The organism is Paenibacillus sp. B46(2026) (genome assembly GCF_056786355.1).
Genome location: NZ_CM165907.1, coordinates 1,776,182 through 1,792,463 on the forward strand (window position 1 = coordinate 1,776,182; position 16,282 = coordinate 1,792,463).

Sequence of the window (16,282 nt, forward strand, 5' to 3'; positions counted from 1 at the left end):
TTGATTCAGACAAATACCAAAATGAAAGGGGATAACATATGAACGATACTCAATATACTTTAAATTTTGAGAAACTGTGTAATGAGTTACAGCTTGGTGATTTGATCAGTTCGCCCAAACCGATTTCAGGTGGACTTCTTCATCGAATGTACGCCATTGAAACCACGCAAGCTAATTATGCAGTTAAGGCATTGAATCCCCAGATCATGATAAGACCTACTGCTGTGCAAAATTATATTGATTCAGAAAAAATAGCAAACGTGGCAGCTGAACATATCCATGCTCAACCTGCAAAAAGGTTAAAGGGTGCTTATATGCATAACATTGATAATCAATTCTATCTAATATTTGATTGGATTGAGGGTCAACGTTTGGAACAAGATGAAGTTACTATCAATAACAGTTCTCTGATGGGAACGATCCTTGCAGATATCCATAAAACGGATTTTAGACAACTAGAATTGGATAGTTCACAGGTGACTAATTCTAAAAAAATAGATTGGATGTTTTATCTGAACAAAGGAAAAAATGAGAATTCGAAATGGATTGAGATTTTGGATTCCAATATGGATAAGCTGTATGAGTGGAGCATGAGGGCTAAGAATTCATCTTCAATGCTAGCATCCGATAATGTTATTAGTCACAGAGATCTGGAGCCTAAGAATGTGATGTGGAGACAAGATATACCTATTATTATAGATTGGGAATCGGCAGGTTATATTAATCCGATGCATGATCTGGTAGAAACAGCTGTGTATTGGTCAGTAGATAGCTCTGGAAGTATAAACGAGGAAAAGTTCTTGGCTTTTATAGGTGGATATAAGAAGCGAGTGGGGAGTCTAACAGCCAATTGGGAAGTGGTTCTGGATATTGGTTTTGCTGGAAAGTTGGACTGGCTCGAGTATAGTCTTAAACGGTCACTGTGGATTGAATGTACGGACATAGAGGAACAGCTAGTAGGAACATCACAAGTCATTTGGACTTTAGAGGCTCTAAAACAATACGAAAATATGATTTCAGATATTAAGAACTGGTTGAATACTTAATTCAGGAGTGATGCCCACATGGCAAACGATAAAGGAACACTCAGAACATGCGAACAAGGACATTCGTATTATAAAAAAAGTGATTGCCCCACCTGTCCAACGTGCGAAGCTGAACGTAAACCGACAGAAGGATTTCTAGCCTTGCTGTCAGCTCCCGCCAGACGTGCCTTGGAGAGTGAAGGCATTACAACACTACTGCAACTTGCGGAGTACACGGAGAAAGAAATCCTGAAGCTGCATGGAATCGGGCCATCTGCTATGCCTAAACTGCGGAACGCATTGGAAGAAGAGGGATTATCTTTTAAGAAATAACCCTCTTCACGATACTCCACTAATCCAAACCAGAAGCGAAAGTAATCTCCTCCATCGTTACCCGATATAACAAGTTACCTTCACTGAGTAGCAGACGATGCTGGCGAAAATCCTGCCGTGCCTGCTTGAAGGGCTGATCATTTTCATTTAGCAAATCAATCTTCTGTCCTTTGCTCAATCTTCCGGGTTTCTCCATTTTCTTAAGGACAAACATCCCATGTTTACCGTACCCGGCATCGAACAAGTAATGATAACCATCTGTACTGAAGCCGGAGGAACCAGAGTTGTTTGGATTCATAAATGTCACTTTGGGTTCACTGGTGCCCCCTGAGATACAACCGAGTTCGAAATCGGTATAGAAGTAGAACCAGACCTGGTTATCATTTACGACATTGAGTGCGTAACAATCCGCAATGTCAGCTGCGCGGTTTTCGTACACTTTTTTACCGTGCTCATCCCAGGCCAACAGACCGTTTGATCCAATTGGATCGCTCCATCCGTAGTTACCAAATACCCCTTCATCGAAGTAACTGGTCCAGATCGTTCCCTTCTCTGTGACCTGTACACTTTGGATACCGTCTCCCAACAGAAACTCGCGAATTGTATTTCCGTCTAAATCACACACTTTGGCATTCAGATCAAACTTTTCATTTCCGTAATTCGCACACCGTGCTCCGACGAGCAGCAGATGATCATGTAATGGTTGTACGTAATGATAATTGAACGTCTGCCCCCAGATGACAACTTCCTCGATAGTTTGATCTGTCACAATAAGCACTTTGTACGTATAGCTTTGGTTCAATTTACACTGAACCGAACATACCTCGTTCTCTTTCGGGGATCTGATTCATCAGCAGCACATAGACAAGGCCATCACCGCCCCACTGGGTGGAAACGATATCGAAGCCTTCGACATAATTTGAAATATCGGCAAAAGGCAAAAGTTTTACTTTGGGATTGGGCATATCCATATCCTCCTTCGTAGTCGAATGCAGAGTCACCACTTGTATCTATATAAGAGGATTATGACGTACGTGTACTTTGCTGAACATGGCGCAAGTATAGCGAAGGTCTTCTTTGGCTTTTACAGCGTATGAGTACGATGTTATGAAATTGATACCAGAGTGGATTATTTCTTACGGTAATTCTGCTTGCAGTGCAATTATTTCAACAGATAATACCTACATTCACAACGGAGACTTGGGAAATGCTAACCTCCAAACAATCGGACTACTATCACCCGTTATGGGGTCCGGTACTTATTTTTGAGATGGTGTACAATACGCTGTTTTTATTATTTAGTGTCTATACAATTTTTGCGTTTTATAGCAAGAAAGCAATATTACCCCGTCTGATGATCATATTCTATGGTCTCAGTCTAGCTGTTGGTATCATTGATTACCTATTATTACTCCAGATTCCGTTAGCAAAAGAATTGGAAGATGGAAGCTCGATCAGAGAAATTGCTAAATCTGTAATCACTTGTGCCATCTGGATTCCTTACTTTATCAAATCAGAGCGAGTTCATAACACATTTGTAAGATAAATGGTAAGCAGGAAATACCCGATCTTGGATAGAAGCTATCTGAGGTCGGGTTTATTTTATATATGCCGGGCTAGTCATACAGTGTAAAGGATATTGTTCATTAAAGAAGTGAAAAGGAGGAGAGATCTTGAAAATTTATCTGGTAAGGCATGGGATGGATGAGGAAGGGTATCGAGGCGGATGGAGTGAGCGTGGACTTACGGAACAGGGAATCAATCAATCCAAGAAACTGGGAGAGCATTTGCATCATCACGCTGAGGAGTACAACATACATACGATCATTAGCAGTGATCTTCCTCGTGCAGTGCAGACAACACGGGAAATTGAGAAGAAATTAAACATGCAGGCTAGCTTAATGAAAGATTGGCGGGAGATGAATAACGGAGATTTGGCAGGTATGCTCCATAAGGATGCTGAAGAGCATTACCCAGGGGTTTATTTCAACACTCTTGAGATGGACTCCCCGTTTCCGGGAGGAGAAAGTCCAAGGGATTTTTATAGCCGGATAAGCACAGCTTTCGAGAGTCTTTTCAGAGGTCTAGAGGAGCAGACAATCAAATCCAATGTTCTCTTAATTACTCACGGCGGAGTGATTAACATCCTATATTATCTGCTTGAGAATAGGGAATGGAGCAATAAATCCAGTTTTTATCCCATGGACAACACCAGTGTACATACCATTGAAAAAGGAAGGCATGGTTGGATACTTAGCAGCGTAAATGTGTTGAGTCATCTAGATTAATTGTTTTACCTTGGAGGGAACTCAGATGAACATCAAACAAACTCTGGATCACGAGCTGATAAGTCGACTTAATCAGGAAGTGCAGACTCTGCACGCCACCATGTATCCAGAACATTTCAAAGCATATGATTATGGTGTAGTTAATCAATTCTTTAGATCTATCATGACTAACGTGAATTTCCAGTTCTATGTTCTTGAACAAGATGAGAATGTACTCGGTTATATCTGGTTTGAGATCAAGGAGTATAACGAGACTGCTTTCAAGAAAGCATATCGTTCCATTTATGTACATCAACTTAATATTCTGGAGAAGCACAGGGGTAAAGGGCTCGGTAAAAGATTGATGGACAAAGTGGAGGAAATTGCCGACTTGCATCGTATCAAGAAAATTGAACTAGATTACTGGTCGAGGAATGATCAAGCGAAGGGTTTCTATGAGAAGAACGGATATACACAATATAGAGAATTGTTATTTAAGAATCTCTAGGAAAGGGATTATTTTAGTGTTGATAAAAAGAATAAAATATTGACCGATTTGTTCTATGTTCTTGGTCCTAACAATCTGAGGAGGGTGAATCTATGAAAACGATTGAAAGCTTCTTCGAACCATTTCCGATATTAGAAACCGAACGAACGTTGCTCCGGCCCCTTAGCTATGATGATCTGGATGATATGTATAGTTATTGCGTTGTACCTGCTGTATCGGAGTTCACCACATGGGACGCGCATCAGAGCATAGAAGACACAAAAGCTTTTTTAAATTTTGTCATGAGTCGCTATGAGACGGATCTAATAGGCCCATGGGGGATTGAAGATAACCACACCAAGAGGCTGATTGGTAGTTGTAACTATTTAGGGTGTGATAGCGATAATAGAAGAGTCGAGCTGGGATATGTGCTATCTGACCAAAATTGGAATCAAGGCATCATGACCGAAGTCGTGAAACGAATCATACAATTTGGATTTGACGAAGTGGGACTCGAGCGAATCCAAGCTAGATGTTTGGTGAATAACACAGGCTCTGCCAAGGTTATGGAGAAGGCAGGTATGCAATTCGAAGGTGTGCTGAGGAAATACATGAAGGTAAAAAATGAACTTCAGGATCTCAAGATGTATGCTTTTTTAAAAGAAGACTTCTATTCTCGTATTAAATAAAGAACGTGTTTTTGAAAGGGCGATGAAGGTTGAACAAAGGAATTCTGTATTTTATTCTATTCATGACTTTTTTAAGTAGTTCAGAGGTGACATACAATCGTAATGCCGTTTCAAAAGAACCTCCTGCATCCCATGCAACTAAGATATTTACTGAGGATGAATTCCAATTTCAGATTAAATCCAAAGATATTACCATTAAATTAGGAAGTACTCGTGAAGAGGTTGAGCAGCAACTTGGACTCCACGTGGATTATTACTACTATACGAATGTCTACCAGTACAAAGATATGAGTATTCATTACAAAGATGGCATTGTGGATGGCATCATGATTAATGATCCGGCAAAGTTCATAAAGTATAAAACGCCAAGAGGGATAGGTTATGGAAGTACAGTCCAGGAGGTCTTCCAACAATACGGCAAAAAAGCTTTTATAGATACTAAAAAAGGAAAAGTAAAAAGTATTACATATGTCATGGAGAAAAATAAAAAAGGCAATTACCATGTCATACCGTCCTTTGACCATGCAATATTAGAAGGAGGATTTGAGAACATGAAAGGGTTGTCCATGAATTTTGATCAAAAGGGGCGTGTGTCATTCATCATGCTGGCGAGCCATGAGTTTGCCTATAATCCTGAGTCCAACAAGGACGACATACAATAAAGGAGGAAATAAGATGAGTTTGATTGGACAATATCTGGCTTTGCCTCATTCTGGGATTATCTAATATCACACCTGACTGAGATTCAGAAGTTCTACCGTATTGCTGCATCGAAAGGTCAAGGTATCGTATTTTATATTGTCTAATTCAATTAACATATACCAAGCTTTGGCCCATTCCCGATCGTTGAGGAAATGGGTTTTTATTTTGTTTTCCGGCATGAAACGTACATAATGTCATATCGTCAACTAGGCTCCTTCCGCTATAATCTTCAAGTTATCCAAACGTGGAATGAATGAAGGAACCAGGAGGTACAACGAATTGATAGCCAAAAACAGATATAAATCACTCGAACTGGAGACACCCGGCGTATATGAGCTGGAAGGACTTGAGGTGGGAGTGACATCGAACTGCAACTATAAATGCGACTATTGCTGCGCCTACAATCGGGATGATGGAGTGTGCATTGATAGTCAGGAAGTGATCCGTATTATTAGTGAGCTTCCTCGTCTCAAGCGAGTGCGATTGTCCGGGGGAGAAGTTACTCTGAAATACCAGGATTGCCTGGAGATTGTTACGTATTGTGCGGCACATGGCATTGATACACAATTGAACAGTAATGCCAGTCTGCTGACAGAAGAACGGATTCTCGCGTTGCGTGATGCAGGTTTGTCCAACATTCATATCTCGTTCAATTATACGGATGCGGAGGCCTATGCTGCGTACTACCGTGTGCATCCTCAGATGTATGAGAGACTGGAGCAGAATATCCGTTTGTGTACGGAAGCCGGTCTGGAGACGGTATTGGAAACCTTATTGTTTGAAGGTAACCAGGCGAACATGCAGGCCATTAGCGATAAGGTGTATGATCTGGGGGTGCGCATCCATGAGATCCAGAACAGCATTAAGATGCCACATACGGATTGGAGTCAGATTGTCTCGAGAGAGTCCCTTGTTCGATCTGTAACGGAGCTGATTGAACATAAGAAGCCGGATACAACGCTCTATTTTACCTGTATGGATCGGTTCGCTGAACAGTTGAATTTGCGTGAACAACCTGGTGTGTATTTCTCTAATTGTGTGGATGGTACAAAACAGCTGCACCTGCACGGCAACGGGGATATTCTCATATGTGAGTTATGTCATCCTGTCGTGATTGGCAATATCTATAACGGAACGTCGTTGAAGGATATCTATGCCCAGCAGCCACCAGCGTTAACGGAATTCCTGGAAAAGCGGCCTTGTCCCGCGTATGATGCTCTTTTTGCAGACGCATAACAGGAAGATCTGTTGAAGATATGTGATATGTATGCTGAACGAAATATGTACACGATATTAGTGACCTTTAAGGTCGTATAGATTGAAATCAAGGTGATCTGATTTCCCCGATGGGGAAAACGGATGGCCTTTTTTGATTGAACTATTCATTTACACAATAACGGAGAGGACAGAAAAAACCTGAAAAAGCGAAGCTAAAAGCTTTCTGCAAGAAAGCTAACTTCGGAAGCATAGGCTTCGCCTTTATCCCCGGATTTTCCCCTTTAGAAAAGGGAATCAAAAAAATCTGGGGGTAACAGCGATTGGAAGGTTGTTCTGTCATCGTAGTGTCAGTGTGAATATTCTTTAGTTCAATTAATATGGTTTCAGATTCATTTAAGCTACCCGGCCTAATATGGCCTTAAGAACATAGATGAAGAGGTGAGCTTCACATGATGAAGATTGATGAGAAACCAACCCGGAAAAACCCACATAAAAGACCCATTTCCCCAAGAAAGCGCAGATGGCTCATCATCACACTTGTCAGCGTGCTCGCGATAGGTGGAATCCTGTACAGCCTGGCTGACCGTTATCTGATCCGGCATGTGCAGGTGGTTGTAGCGGATGAGAACACGGCAACGGCAGCAACGGCAGCAACGGACAACACCAATGATTCCAACAGCACATCGACCACCACGACTGAACTGAATGCAACGTCAGATGATTGGAATTATTCGAGTGATGATATGAAGGTCAATATTGAAAAGGTACAGACCGGTTCCGGCTCGGATCAGATTACGTATTATGTCGCCGATGTTCAGCTAACGGATGCAAGCAGTCTGCGAACCGCGCTGGCGGACAACAGCTTTGGAACGAACATTACCGAAAATACGTCAGAGATTGCCGCCGCCAACAATGCGATCTTTGCCATTAATGGTGACTATTATGGATTTCGTGAAGATGGTGTCATTATCCGAAATGGAACCTTGTACCGGGACAGCCCAACGCGGGATGCACTTGCCCTGTTCAACGACGGAACGATGAAAACATATAACGAGAACGAGATTTCTTCCTCGGAACTGCTGGCCGAAGGTGCAACCAATACGTTATCCTTTGGACCGATTCTGATCCAGGATGGCGAGATTGTCAGTGATTTTAGCAGTGTGAAAATCGATAACAACTTCGGCAACCGCTCCATCCAGGATGCGAATCCAAGAACTGCGATTGGCATGATTGCTCCGAATCATTACGTTTTCGTGGTGGTGGACGGACGGCAGGACAACAGCCGTGGCATGACCTTGGCAGAACTGGCCGATGTCATGAAAGGTCTCGGAGCAACCGAAGCCTACAATCTGGATGGTGGCGGTTCATCCACGATGTATTTTATGGGCAGAGTCGTAAATAACCCGCTGGGGCGTAACCAGGAACGTGGCGTAAGTGACATTCTATATCTGACGGAGGGACAAGGATCATGACGATATTAATTCCATCATATGAACCCGATGTACGTTTACTGAATCTCGTTCTGCAACTGCAAACATTTAAACTTGGACCCATTGTGATTGTGGATGATGGCAGTGGCCCGGGGTACCGTGGGATTTTTGAAACGACAGAAGCGTATGGCTGTACGGTCCTGACACATCCCGTCAATCTGGGTAAGGGAAGGGCGTTGAAGACGGGTTTTCAATATATTAAGGAGTACGGACCTCAGGGCGGTGTGGTGTGCGCAGATAGTGACGGACAGCATCTGCCACATGATATTAAGCGTATCTTCGAAGTATTGCTCGCACAAACGACACCAGGAATAGTACTCGGCAGCCGTCGATTCAGTGGTGAGATTCCAGCACGTAGTCGTTTTGGCAACACAGTCACACGGGCAGTTTTTTCCCTCACGACGGGTACCAAAGTATATGACACACAGACGGGTCTTCGCGGTTTTCCTTACTCCATGCTGGATTGGCTGAGTCAGATTCCTGGGGATCGGTTTGAATACGAGATGAACATGCTGTTAACGGCACACAAGGAAGGGTATGAGATTACGGAGGAGTTTATTGATACGGTGTATCTGAATCACAATGAGTCCTCCCATTTCCGCCCGTTGGTTGATTCGTTCCGGATCTATATGCCAATCCTGATGTTCAGCACATCTTCGGTGCTGTCCGCTCTGATTGATTTTGGACTACTATTCGTCATCCAGTATTTCACGCATAATCTGTTTCTGTCGGTTGTCGCAGCAAGGCTGTGCAGCTCCATCTTCAACTATACGATTAATCGGAAGTACGTATTCTCCGCTGGACGAACCTCTAAGGTTCGGCAGTCTTTGCCCAAATACTTCTCACTCGTCCTACTGGTGCTGCTATTAAACTACGGTTTACTGTATTTTTATAATGAAAAACTGATTATCCCGCTGCTCGCAGCCAAGCTGTTAACTGAGGTGTCCATCTTTGTATTCAGCTATTGGGCACAGCGCAGATTTGTCTATTAACCCTGAAGAGAGAGTAGGCCTAAGGCTTGCTCTCTTTTTTCAATCAAAACCGTTTCAAAAGAATATCCTGCGCTTCTTGGTTAACAAAAAAGGCCGAGAACAGGGGGGGGGAATACCCTTGTTCTCGGCCGTTAAACTCACAGGAGGACGAGCGTTACATCAGCTTCTTAATCTCATCCTTCAGGATTTCGGACTGGGTGCCGAAGATGACCTGCACAGCTCCACCACCGAGCCTCATGACGCCGGAAGCGCCAAGCTGTTTGAGCGCCTGATCGTTGACGGCTTTGTCGTCCCTAACAACTAGCCGGAGGCGAGTGATGCAGGCGTCGATGCTCTCGATATTATCTGTTCCCCCGATCTCGGCGAGCACTTTGCCAGCCTTGGTGTCGGCGGACGCTGCCACGGCGGAAGTATCATTGGGGGCATTGGCATCATTAGCGTCATCCTCGCGCCCCGGCGTTTTCAGGTTGAACTTGACAATCATGAACCGGAACAGGAAATAATAGACGACCGCAAATGCGAGTCCGACCGGGATCATGAGCAGCGGATTGGTCGACAGCTTCATGTTCACGAGGTAATCGATCAGACCTGCAGAGAAGGCGAAGCCCAGCTTAACATTCAGCAGGTACATGATCAGGGCCGCTGCACCGGTAAGAATAGCATGCACCACATACAGCAGAGGAGCCGCGAACATGAAGGAGAACTCGAGCGGCTCGGTAATACCCGTTAAGAGCGAAGCCACCGCTGCGCCGATAAAGATCGAAGCGACCATTTTGCGCTTTTCAGGCCGGGCTGTATGAATCAAGGCTAGCGCCGCCGCCGGAAGAGCGAACATCATAATCGGGAAGAAGCCAGACATGAACATGCCTGCCGTAGGGTCTCCGTTGAAGAAGCGGGTCAGGTCGCCGTGCACGACTTCCCCGGCTGCATTGGTATAATCTCCAATCTGGAACCAGGCGATGGAGTTGAGGACATGATGCAGACCGAGCGGGATGAGTAGGCGGTTGGCGATCATAAACACCATGGAGCCAACGCCTCCAAAACCTACAATCCAGGCGCCGAAAGCGCCGATGGCATCTTGAATCGGGCTCCAGACCATGCCGAACAGGATGGCCAACACCAGCATGGAGCCGGCGGTGACCATCGGCACAAAGCGTTTGCCGGAGAAGAAGCCGAGCCAATCAGGAAGCTTAATATTATGATATTTTTTATACATATAGGCTGCAAGCAGTCCGGCAAATATCCCGCCCAATACGCCCATATCCAGCTTGACATCGTCAGGAATATAGCCGAATACACCTGGAACGGCTCCCAGAATCCGCGTCAGCACCATATAAGCGATCAGGGCGGAAAGAGCGGCGACCGCATCCCCCGCCAGTCCGATTGCCACCCCAATGGCGAAGATGAGCGCAAGGTTGCCGAAGATCGCCCCCGCTCCCTCATTCAGGAATGGAACTACATACTGATTAAGAAATCCCCCGATCACGGGACCGAGCGGAATGTCCTTTTCATAATTAAGAAGACCGAGGCCTTGAAGAATACCTGCCGCAGGCAGGGTTGCTACAGGAAGCATCAGGGATCTTCCCAGCTTTTGCAGTGCTTTCAGCATATTGTTCTTCCTTTCTTTTTTGATTTAGGTTATTTGGATAAGCTGACTTTCATGATAGTTCCCATGCCTGCTTCTACGCTGCCATACTCCGGGTGCGACTCCCACGGCTGTTCAGCCGCATTCGCAACGATGACAGGGGTGATGACCGGATAACCGGCCGAAGCGATCGCATTCAGGTTAAATTCAATCAGGGTCTGACCGATAGTGACCTGATCCCCGGTCTGCACTTGGGGTGTGAAGCCTTGTCCTTTCAGGCTGACAGTATTCATACCGATATGCAGCAGCAGCTGCAGCCCGGAAGCATGCTCAATCATTACGGCATGGTGCGATTTGATCAGGTGCACCACAGTGCCGTCGATAGGGGCGACCAGCCTGCCCTCCTGGGGAATCATTGCGACTCCCGGTCCCATAAGTCCTTGCGCGAACGCTTCGTCAGGCACTTCTTCCAAACTGACGCAGGTTCCGGTGAGCGGGGAGGCGACGGATATTGTTTCAGATGTTTTGGCAGATTTGTTGTTTTTCCATTTCCAGATCATTGTGTGTTGTCCTTTCTGTTGTTGGTTTTGGCATGGGTTTGAAAAAGCCGGTATAAATGCATGGCGAGAAAAGCCGTTTCTTCCTCGGGCACTTCTGTACCCAAATCCTCGGCCATTACAGCGCTCAGTTTTCTGGCCAACTGGTATTCGGACGTATATTCATTTTTCACATATTGTGCGAAGGTGGGGGCCGTCATCGGCTGCTGATACAGGCGTTCCATGGAGAAGCGCAGGTGTATCATGAGTCTTGCCTGGCTAAGGCTGCCCTGATCAAAGCGAACGCCACCCTCCTCTTCAATAATCGACTGAAGCTTGCTGATCACATTGGATACCTTAACCAACTGTCCGACAGGGACGTGATTTACGGAGGAGTACACATGGTATGTCAGGAACCCGGCCTCATCCTCGGGTACCTCTACGCCAAAGGCCTCTCCGATCATGGCCGCCGCTTCCGAGGCGATTTCGAATTCTTTCGGAAAACTGAGCTTTGTCTCCGTAAGAAAAGGATTCAGAATCTCCATCCCGTTGCGGATACGATATAAGGTGAACTGAATATGACTCGGAAGAGCAAGGTAGATCTTGTCATTCAGCTTGCCGGGAAACTGATCAGCGATGCGACGGATAATTCGGTCAGAGATGTCGATGACATTGGGGTCCAAGTCCCTCATCAGCTCCTGCGCCTGCCCCCACTCCTCCCGGTCTTCCAACCGGAATCTTTTTTCAATCCGCGGATCATCGGCCTGAACGGTACTTTCCACCTTGAACGCAAATCCCAACCCTTTGCCAATCAGTACGTACTCCTTGGTATTCTGGTGCGAGCGGGCCAGAACAATATTACTGCCGACGACCCGCTCCACCTGCAGAATCATTCCTTTACTCACGGTTCACCGCCTCCTCGTTTCTAAAGTTAACGCTTTCATGCCTCCGGAACGCAAAAAGAGCCAAGAAGCGAGTATAGTCTCATGTTCGCTTCTTGGCTCATGCCCTCTGGGGTGGTAACACGCCAATTCATTTTATGTTTTTATCAGAACGTTCTTCCTACATAATATAAAAGCTGATCTGCCACCGTCAACCATAATTTTGTCATCCATTTGTTCGTCGTTTAAAATATAGGGAATGTGTAAACGAAAAGGTACCTGCCGTAGATGGAGCAAAATCTAACATGAATAGGAGTATGCCTATGTATCTTCGAAGTGTGGAACTCATGTCGGCCAAGATTGAGAATCGGGACCAATATCCTTTTGACATCCCCGCAATACGGTCCTTGGAACGGTTGGAACTCAGGAATAACGTTACATTTTTTGTAGGTGAAAATGGTTCAGGGAAATCTACGCTGTTGGAAGGCATCGCTCATCAATGTGGATTCAATACCGCAGGGGGCGGCAGGAATAATACCTATGAGACACATGCTTCGGAATCCTCGCTCGGGAATTATCTCAGGCTAGCCTGGTTGCCCAAAATAACGAATGGTTTCTTCATGCGCTCTGAATCGTTCTATCAATTCGCATCACATGTGGATGAGATGCCGGCGTCGCTTCAATATTATGGCGGGCGTTCATTACATGAACAATCGCATGGGGAGTCTTTTCTCAGTCTGTTTGTCAATCGGTTCAGTTCCAAAGGCATCTATCTGCTCGACGAGCCCGAAGCCGCTTTATCTCCAGCTAGGCAGCTTTCCTTATTGCGTATCCTTCATGATCTGTCAGGCACTTCGCAATTCATTATTGCGACGCACTCACCCATTTTACTGGGGTATCCGGGGGCAGAGATTTTAAGTTTCGACGATAGCCAGATTCAAGAGGTAGCCTATGAGGATACCGATCACTATCAGATTACCCGCAGCTTTCTGGAGAACCGTGACCGGATGCTGAATGAATTATTTAAAGATTAAATTGATATTGTGATACCAAGATTAAAACTACATTTTGTATGAGGAGAGATTGGATGAAAGTAGGTTTGCTTATTGTTGATATGCAAGAAAGTATTGTGCGGAAAAAGATGGACCAGACTTCGATAGACCATGTCTGCGAGTACATTAACCATGTGGCTAACGTGCTGCGATCGAATGATCATGTGGTCGTTCACGTGCAGGATGTGGAGGGCATGGAGGGGGCAGCGCCAGATGAGTATCGCATCATTCCTGAGGTGGATGTGAATGAGAAGGATCTCACGGTTACCAAGGAAGCTTCCAATGCCTTCTGGCAGACTGATCTGGAGCAGGTGTTGAAGAGTCATGGAATTGAATTGGTGATCATCGCCGGTTTTGCCGCAGAGGAATGTGTTCTATTCACATACAACGGAGCAATGGAGCGAGGATTCCGTCCGGTGATGTTGCAAAATGGAATTCTTAGCACACATCACGAAGCGGTGATTTCAACGTACAGAGATCGCAATGTGATCTCATATCCTGTGGTTGATTATCTAATTCAATAAGTGTCGGCTATATCCAAATGGAGGTGATGGTTATGAACGTGTTTCACATTGCTTTTGTCCTTGTGATCTCATTGGCAGGCGTTGTCTTCGGTGTTCAGGGATTGAAGAAAAAGTCTCCAGTCATGATGTATATTAGTGTCATATTTATTTTCTTTCCGATACTCCTTTTGATGAATTGGTTGACGTTCTTACCTTTTATTGCTCCGGCAGCACTTGCCAGTGGATACTTAGTGAAAAATAAAGACAAGAGCACCGACAGGACCCTGTAAAGGGTCTATTTTTATTGCACAAATGTACATCTCACTACGACAGTTAAGGTTACTTCACGATTTTAATCAAACTTTGCCTATATCTGCTGTGGTTGAAAGGATATATTGAGAACAGGGCACAGCAAGCTCGCTGTGGATATCGGCAAAGTCATGTATGGATCACTAACCAACTCATTAACTTAAGGGAGATGTGCAATGGAGATGAATGTACAAATTAAGAGTATTTTGGCACAACAAAAGGAATTGTTTCTCAACCTGTACAACTTGTATTTATATGATCTGTCTGAATTTTCTGGCGAGGATCTACTTGAAGAGGGGAAATATGATCCAACGAACACGTATCTCTATCTGGAACGCGATGAATTACATCCATTTTTGATTCAATATGATGGGAAAGTTATTGGATTCGTACTGGTGTGCTCACCCCCATATGTGCCAGAAGATGTGGATTATACGGTTCAGGAGTTGTTCCTGGTCAAAAAATATCGTGGAATGGGCCTTGCAGCACAAGCGATTGACTTGGTGTTTGCTCAATTTCAGGGTACATTCAAAGTAGAACAGCTTGCTAACAATGCAGCAGCGGTCTCGTTCTGGAAAAAATATTATGAGCAGCATCAGATTGAATATACCGAGTCTGAATATAGCATTGAGATTGACAACATCGCTGGCAGCCACCGGATTTTGTCTCAGACTTTTGTGCGTGGAAGAGAGAAATAATATTTGTATTGGATAATACTGAGGCATGATCATGTGACCAATGAGTTAATGGAGAGGTACCGAGAAGAAGAAACAGCATTTCTGAGTAGACGAAGGATTTTATGAATGTAAGGAAGTTTTTATCAAGGTCCTATTTTGCTTCTCCTAAATTAGGAGGTGGATAGGATCTTTTTCAATTTCCATTTACCAATACATGGGTTATGATGAATTAAGAGGATTGAATAGATATTGAAGAATGGGTAAGTGTAACGGAGGTGCGGGTATTGCCGAATCATCATTTTGTTATCGAAAACAAATCGCAAGTAGACGGGAATATTCATACCTCCTACTCATGGGATTCACAAGGGAGACTACATGGAAGTGGATTAACCACAGAAAATCATGCGACCTTGGAAGACGAGTTCATTGCGTACATCTATGATTCTCTTTGTTGGTTGGATACATGGAATCCATCCACCTGTATGAGATGTAGTGGACTGAACAACTATGGAATAACCGTTATTGAAGAGCGGGATGCTTTATTGAAGTTTCATCAACTGATTCGGGCCTGGATTGATCTATTCAGCCATGCGGCGGATCCGATTGTTCTAACAGGGAGTTACTGTTTTGATGGAGAAGAACAGAAGGGCTGTTACGAGAAACTTGTGTACAACAAAGTTGAATTAATCAACGAATTACATAAGCTTGCGAACATGGCAAAGTATGCTGAGGTAAATGGAAAATGCATTGTGCATTTTGGGATATAAGTTTTAAAAGCTTAGTGCTCACCCGCATTTCATATTTCAATAAAGAAAGGAGTTTTTAAATGCCTTGGCCTATGGTTCATTTTGCAATTGCATCGGAATTGAGATCAGATCCATCCCCTGAATTGTTATTGGGAAGCCTCGCTCCTGATTCTATCCATGTAAGAACTAATCTTCGTACCGAAAAGGCAAAAACCCACCTCATGCCAGAGGCAGGAAGATTCGCAACAGACGAAGAACTTAAAGAATTTTTTGAGTTCAACAAGAAGTTAGCTTATAGTGATCCCAAATTCCTGCAATATCTGTGTGGTTACATCGCCCATATCTATACGGATCGGGTGTGGACATTCGATATTTATCCTGCATATGAAGTCCACCCCAACGGAAGAAGTGTGTATACACAGGATGTCACAAAGCTTGAATTTATGATTTTACGAAAATGGACTAGTGCCCATGAATGGTTAACTGAGCTGAAAGCGGGAAGAGCATTTGATTTAGGCGGATTGCTGGAATCTGAGGTGTATCAGTACAGGGGAGAGAAACTTGAGTTTTTAGCTAACCCTGACAACGAACCCTTGGGTGACTTAAATATTTTATCCATGGAAGCTATGCAAGAGTTCATACATACAACAGAGTTAGCGCTAAAACAATTGTATACAAAATGGAATGTGTATAAAGATTTACGTGAAAGGAAATAGCATGGTGCAGAAAACAATAATAGAACTATCTGATCTGATGAAGAATTGTCCCAAGAGTGCGGCACTTTTATTAC

Annotated in this window: 20 protein-coding genes and 1 pseudogene; 16 read left to right on the forward strand and 5 right to left on the reverse strand. The window is 44.4% G+C overall.

The window, feature by feature from the left end; translation table 11 throughout:
* Nucleotides 1-38: 38 nt before the first annotated feature.
* Together AC1S8V_RS08060 and AC1S8V_RS08065 are read left to right on the forward strand one after the other, a co-directional pair.
* A complete protein-coding gene (locus AC1S8V_RS08060; RefSeq protein WP_482073177.1) occupies nt 39-1,046 on the forward strand; it encodes a phosphotransferase in 1,008 nt (335 codons plus the stop codon).
* An 18-nt stretch (nt 1,047-1,064) separates the two neighbouring features.
* Nucleotides 1,065-1,358 (forward strand): RNA polymerase alpha subunit C-terminal domain-containing protein, encoded by a 294-nt coding sequence (locus tag AC1S8V_RS08065; protein ID WP_482073178.1) that lies wholly within the window; start codon nt 1,065-1,067, stop codon nt 1,356-1,358.
* A 19-nt stretch (nt 1,359-1,377) separates the two neighbouring features.
* Here the strand turns inward: AC1S8V_RS08065 and AC1S8V_RS08070 are convergent, their stop codons facing one another.
* A complete protein-coding gene (locus AC1S8V_RS08070) occupies nt 1,378-2,160 on the reverse strand; it encodes a hypothetical protein (RefSeq protein ID WP_482073179.1) in 783 nt (260 codons plus the stop codon).
* A gap of 1 nt (nt 2,161) precedes the next feature.
* Nucleotides 2,162-2,323: a hypothetical protein gene (locus AC1S8V_RS08075; RefSeq protein WP_482073180.1), complete on the reverse strand. Its 162-nt coding sequence runs from the start codon at nt 2,321-2,323 to the stop codon at nt 2,162-2,164.
* Nucleotides 2,324-2,496: 173 nt separating this feature from the next.
* Between AC1S8V_RS08075 and AC1S8V_RS08080 the strand changes: the two are divergent.
* The 8 genes and pseudogenes from AC1S8V_RS08080 to AC1S8V_RS08115 form a co-directional block, all read left to right on the forward strand.
* Nucleotides 2,497-2,904, forward strand: a pseudogene (locus tag AC1S8V_RS08080) (DUF2569 domain-containing protein); the annotation flags it as partial.
* A gap of 127 nt (nt 2,905-3,031) precedes the next feature.
* Nucleotides 3,032-3,646, forward strand: a complete 615-nt coding sequence (locus AC1S8V_RS08085; RefSeq protein ID WP_482073181.1) for a histidine phosphatase family protein — start codon at nt 3,032-3,034, stop codon at nt 3,644-3,646.
* A 25-nt stretch (nt 3,647-3,671) separates the two neighbouring features.
* Nucleotides 3,672-4,133, forward strand: coding sequence for a GNAT family N-acetyltransferase (locus AC1S8V_RS08090; protein WP_482073182.1), 462 nt, complete (start codon nt 3,672-3,674; stop codon nt 4,131-4,133).
* Between the two features lie 92 nt (nt 4,134-4,225).
* Entirely contained in the window at nt 4,226-4,801 is a 576-nt protein-coding gene (locus AC1S8V_RS08095) for a GNAT family N-acetyltransferase (protein ID WP_482073183.1), read from the forward strand.
* Between the two features lie 29 nt (nt 4,802-4,830).
* On the forward strand, nt 4,831-5,463 hold the full coding sequence (locus AC1S8V_RS08100) for a hypothetical protein (protein ID WP_482073184.1): 633 nt from the start codon (nt 4,831-4,833) through the stop codon (nt 5,461-5,463).
* A 289-nt stretch (nt 5,464-5,752) separates the two neighbouring features.
* A complete protein-coding gene (locus AC1S8V_RS08105; RefSeq protein ID WP_482073185.1) occupies nt 5,753-6,739 on the forward strand; it encodes a radical SAM protein in 987 nt (328 codons plus the stop codon).
* Between the two features lie 431 nt (nt 6,740-7,170).
* Nucleotides 7,171-8,193 (forward strand): phosphodiester glycosidase family protein, encoded by a 1,023-nt coding sequence (locus AC1S8V_RS08110; RefSeq protein ID WP_482073186.1) that lies wholly within the window; start codon nt 7,171-7,173, stop codon nt 8,191-8,193.
* A complete protein-coding gene (locus tag AC1S8V_RS08115) occupies nt 8,190-9,203 on the forward strand; it encodes a GtrA family protein (protein ID WP_482073187.1) in 1,014 nt (337 codons plus the stop codon). Before AC1S8V_RS08110 ends, AC1S8V_RS08115 begins: the two co-directional genes overlap by 4 nt.
* Nucleotides 9,204-9,357: 154 nt before the next feature.
* Here AC1S8V_RS08115 and AC1S8V_RS08120 read toward each other — a convergent pair whose 3' ends face one another.
* The 3 genes from AC1S8V_RS08120 to AC1S8V_RS08130 are packed head-to-tail and all read right to left on the reverse strand — an operon-like array spanning nt 9,358 to nt 12,229.
* Entirely contained in the window at nt 9,358-10,812 is a 1,455-nt protein-coding gene (locus AC1S8V_RS08120) for a PTS transporter subunit EIIC (RefSeq protein WP_482073188.1), read from the reverse strand.
* A 29-nt stretch (nt 10,813-10,841) separates the two neighbouring features.
* Nucleotides 10,842-11,348 (reverse strand): PTS sugar transporter subunit IIA, encoded by a 507-nt coding sequence (locus tag AC1S8V_RS08125; protein WP_482073189.1) that lies wholly within the window; start codon nt 11,346-11,348, stop codon nt 10,842-10,844.
* Nucleotides 11,345-12,229 (reverse strand): PRD domain-containing protein, encoded by an 885-nt coding sequence (locus tag AC1S8V_RS08130; protein WP_482073190.1) that lies wholly within the window; start codon nt 12,227-12,229, stop codon nt 11,345-11,347. The genes AC1S8V_RS08125 and AC1S8V_RS08130 overlap by 4 nt, the downstream gene beginning before the upstream one ends.
* Nucleotides 12,230-12,528: 299 nt before the next feature.
* On the opposite strand from AC1S8V_RS08130, the gene AC1S8V_RS08135 reads away from it, so the two are divergent.
* From AC1S8V_RS08135 to AC1S8V_RS08160, 6 genes are all read left to right on the forward strand, one after another.
* On the forward strand, nt 12,529-13,239 hold the full coding sequence (locus AC1S8V_RS08135; protein WP_482073191.1) for an AAA family ATPase: 711 nt from the start codon (nt 12,529-12,531) through the stop codon (nt 13,237-13,239).
* Nucleotides 13,240-13,292: 53 nt separating this feature from the next.
* Nucleotides 13,293-13,781, forward strand: coding sequence for a cysteine hydrolase family protein (locus tag AC1S8V_RS08140; RefSeq protein WP_482073192.1), 489 nt, complete (start codon nt 13,293-13,295; stop codon nt 13,779-13,781).
* A 32-nt stretch (nt 13,782-13,813) separates the two neighbouring features.
* A complete protein-coding gene (locus AC1S8V_RS08145) occupies nt 13,814-14,050 on the forward strand; it encodes a hypothetical protein (RefSeq protein WP_482073193.1) in 237 nt (78 codons plus the stop codon).
* 195 nt (nt 14,051-14,245) lie between these two features.
* On the forward strand, nt 14,246-14,767 hold the full coding sequence (locus tag AC1S8V_RS08150; RefSeq protein ID WP_482073194.1) for a GNAT family N-acetyltransferase: 522 nt from the start codon (nt 14,246-14,248) through the stop codon (nt 14,765-14,767).
* A gap of 263 nt (nt 14,768-15,030) precedes the next feature.
* A complete protein-coding gene (locus AC1S8V_RS08155; protein ID WP_482073195.1) occupies nt 15,031-15,513 on the forward strand; it encodes a hypothetical protein in 483 nt (160 codons plus the stop codon).
* A gap of 59 nt (nt 15,514-15,572) precedes the next feature.
* Nucleotides 15,573-16,208, forward strand: a complete 636-nt coding sequence (locus tag AC1S8V_RS08160) for a hypothetical protein (protein ID WP_482073196.1) — start codon at nt 15,573-15,575, stop codon at nt 16,206-16,208.
* The last annotated feature ends 74 nt before the right edge of the window (nt 16,209-16,282 follow it).

Coding starts and splice junctions, on each gene's coding strand:
- AC1S8V_RS08060 (WP_482073177.1), top strand. CDS start 39: ATGAACGATACTCAATATACTTTAAATTTTGAGAAACTGTGTAATGAG.
- AC1S8V_RS08065 (WP_482073178.1), top strand. CDS start 1,065: ATGGCAAACGATAAAGGAACACTCAGAACATGCGAACAAGGACATTCG.
- AC1S8V_RS08075 (WP_482073180.1), bottom strand. CDS start 2,323: ATGCCCAATCCCAAAGTAAAACTTTTGCCTTTTGCCGATATTTCAAAT.
- AC1S8V_RS08090 (WP_482073182.1), top strand. CDS start 3,672: ATGAACATCAAACAAACTCTGGATCACGAGCTGATAAGTCGACTTAAT.
- AC1S8V_RS08095 (WP_482073183.1), top strand. CDS start 4,226: ATGAAAACGATTGAAAGCTTCTTCGAACCATTTCCGATATTAGAAACC.
- AC1S8V_RS08105 (WP_482073185.1), top strand. CDS start 5,753: ATGAATGAAGGAACCAGGAGGTACAACGAATTGATAGCCAAAAACAGA.
- AC1S8V_RS08110 (WP_482073186.1), top strand. CDS start 7,171: ATGATGAAGATTGATGAGAAACCAACCCGGAAAAACCCACATAAAAGA.
- AC1S8V_RS08115 (WP_482073187.1), top strand. CDS start 8,190: ATGACGATATTAATTCCATCATATGAACCCGATGTACGTTTACTGAAT.
- AC1S8V_RS08120 (WP_482073188.1), bottom strand. CDS start 10,812: ATGCTGAAAGCACTGCAAAAGCTGGGAAGATCCCTGATGCTTCCTGTA.
- AC1S8V_RS08125 (WP_482073189.1), bottom strand. CDS start 11,348: ATGATCTGGAAATGGAAAAACAACAAATCTGCCAAAACATCTGAAACA.
- AC1S8V_RS08135 (WP_482073191.1), top strand. CDS start 12,529: ATGTATCTTCGAAGTGTGGAACTCATGTCGGCCAAGATTGAGAATCGG.
- AC1S8V_RS08140 (WP_482073192.1), top strand. CDS start 13,293: ATGAAAGTAGGTTTGCTTATTGTTGATATGCAAGAAAGTATTGTGCGG.
- AC1S8V_RS08145 (WP_482073193.1), top strand. CDS start 13,814: ATGAACGTGTTTCACATTGCTTTTGTCCTTGTGATCTCATTGGCAGGC.
- AC1S8V_RS08150 (WP_482073194.1), top strand. CDS start 14,246: ATGGAGATGAATGTACAAATTAAGAGTATTTTGGCACAACAAAAGGAA.
- AC1S8V_RS08160 (WP_482073196.1), top strand. CDS start 15,573: ATGCCTTGGCCTATGGTTCATTTTGCAATTGCATCGGAATTGAGATCA.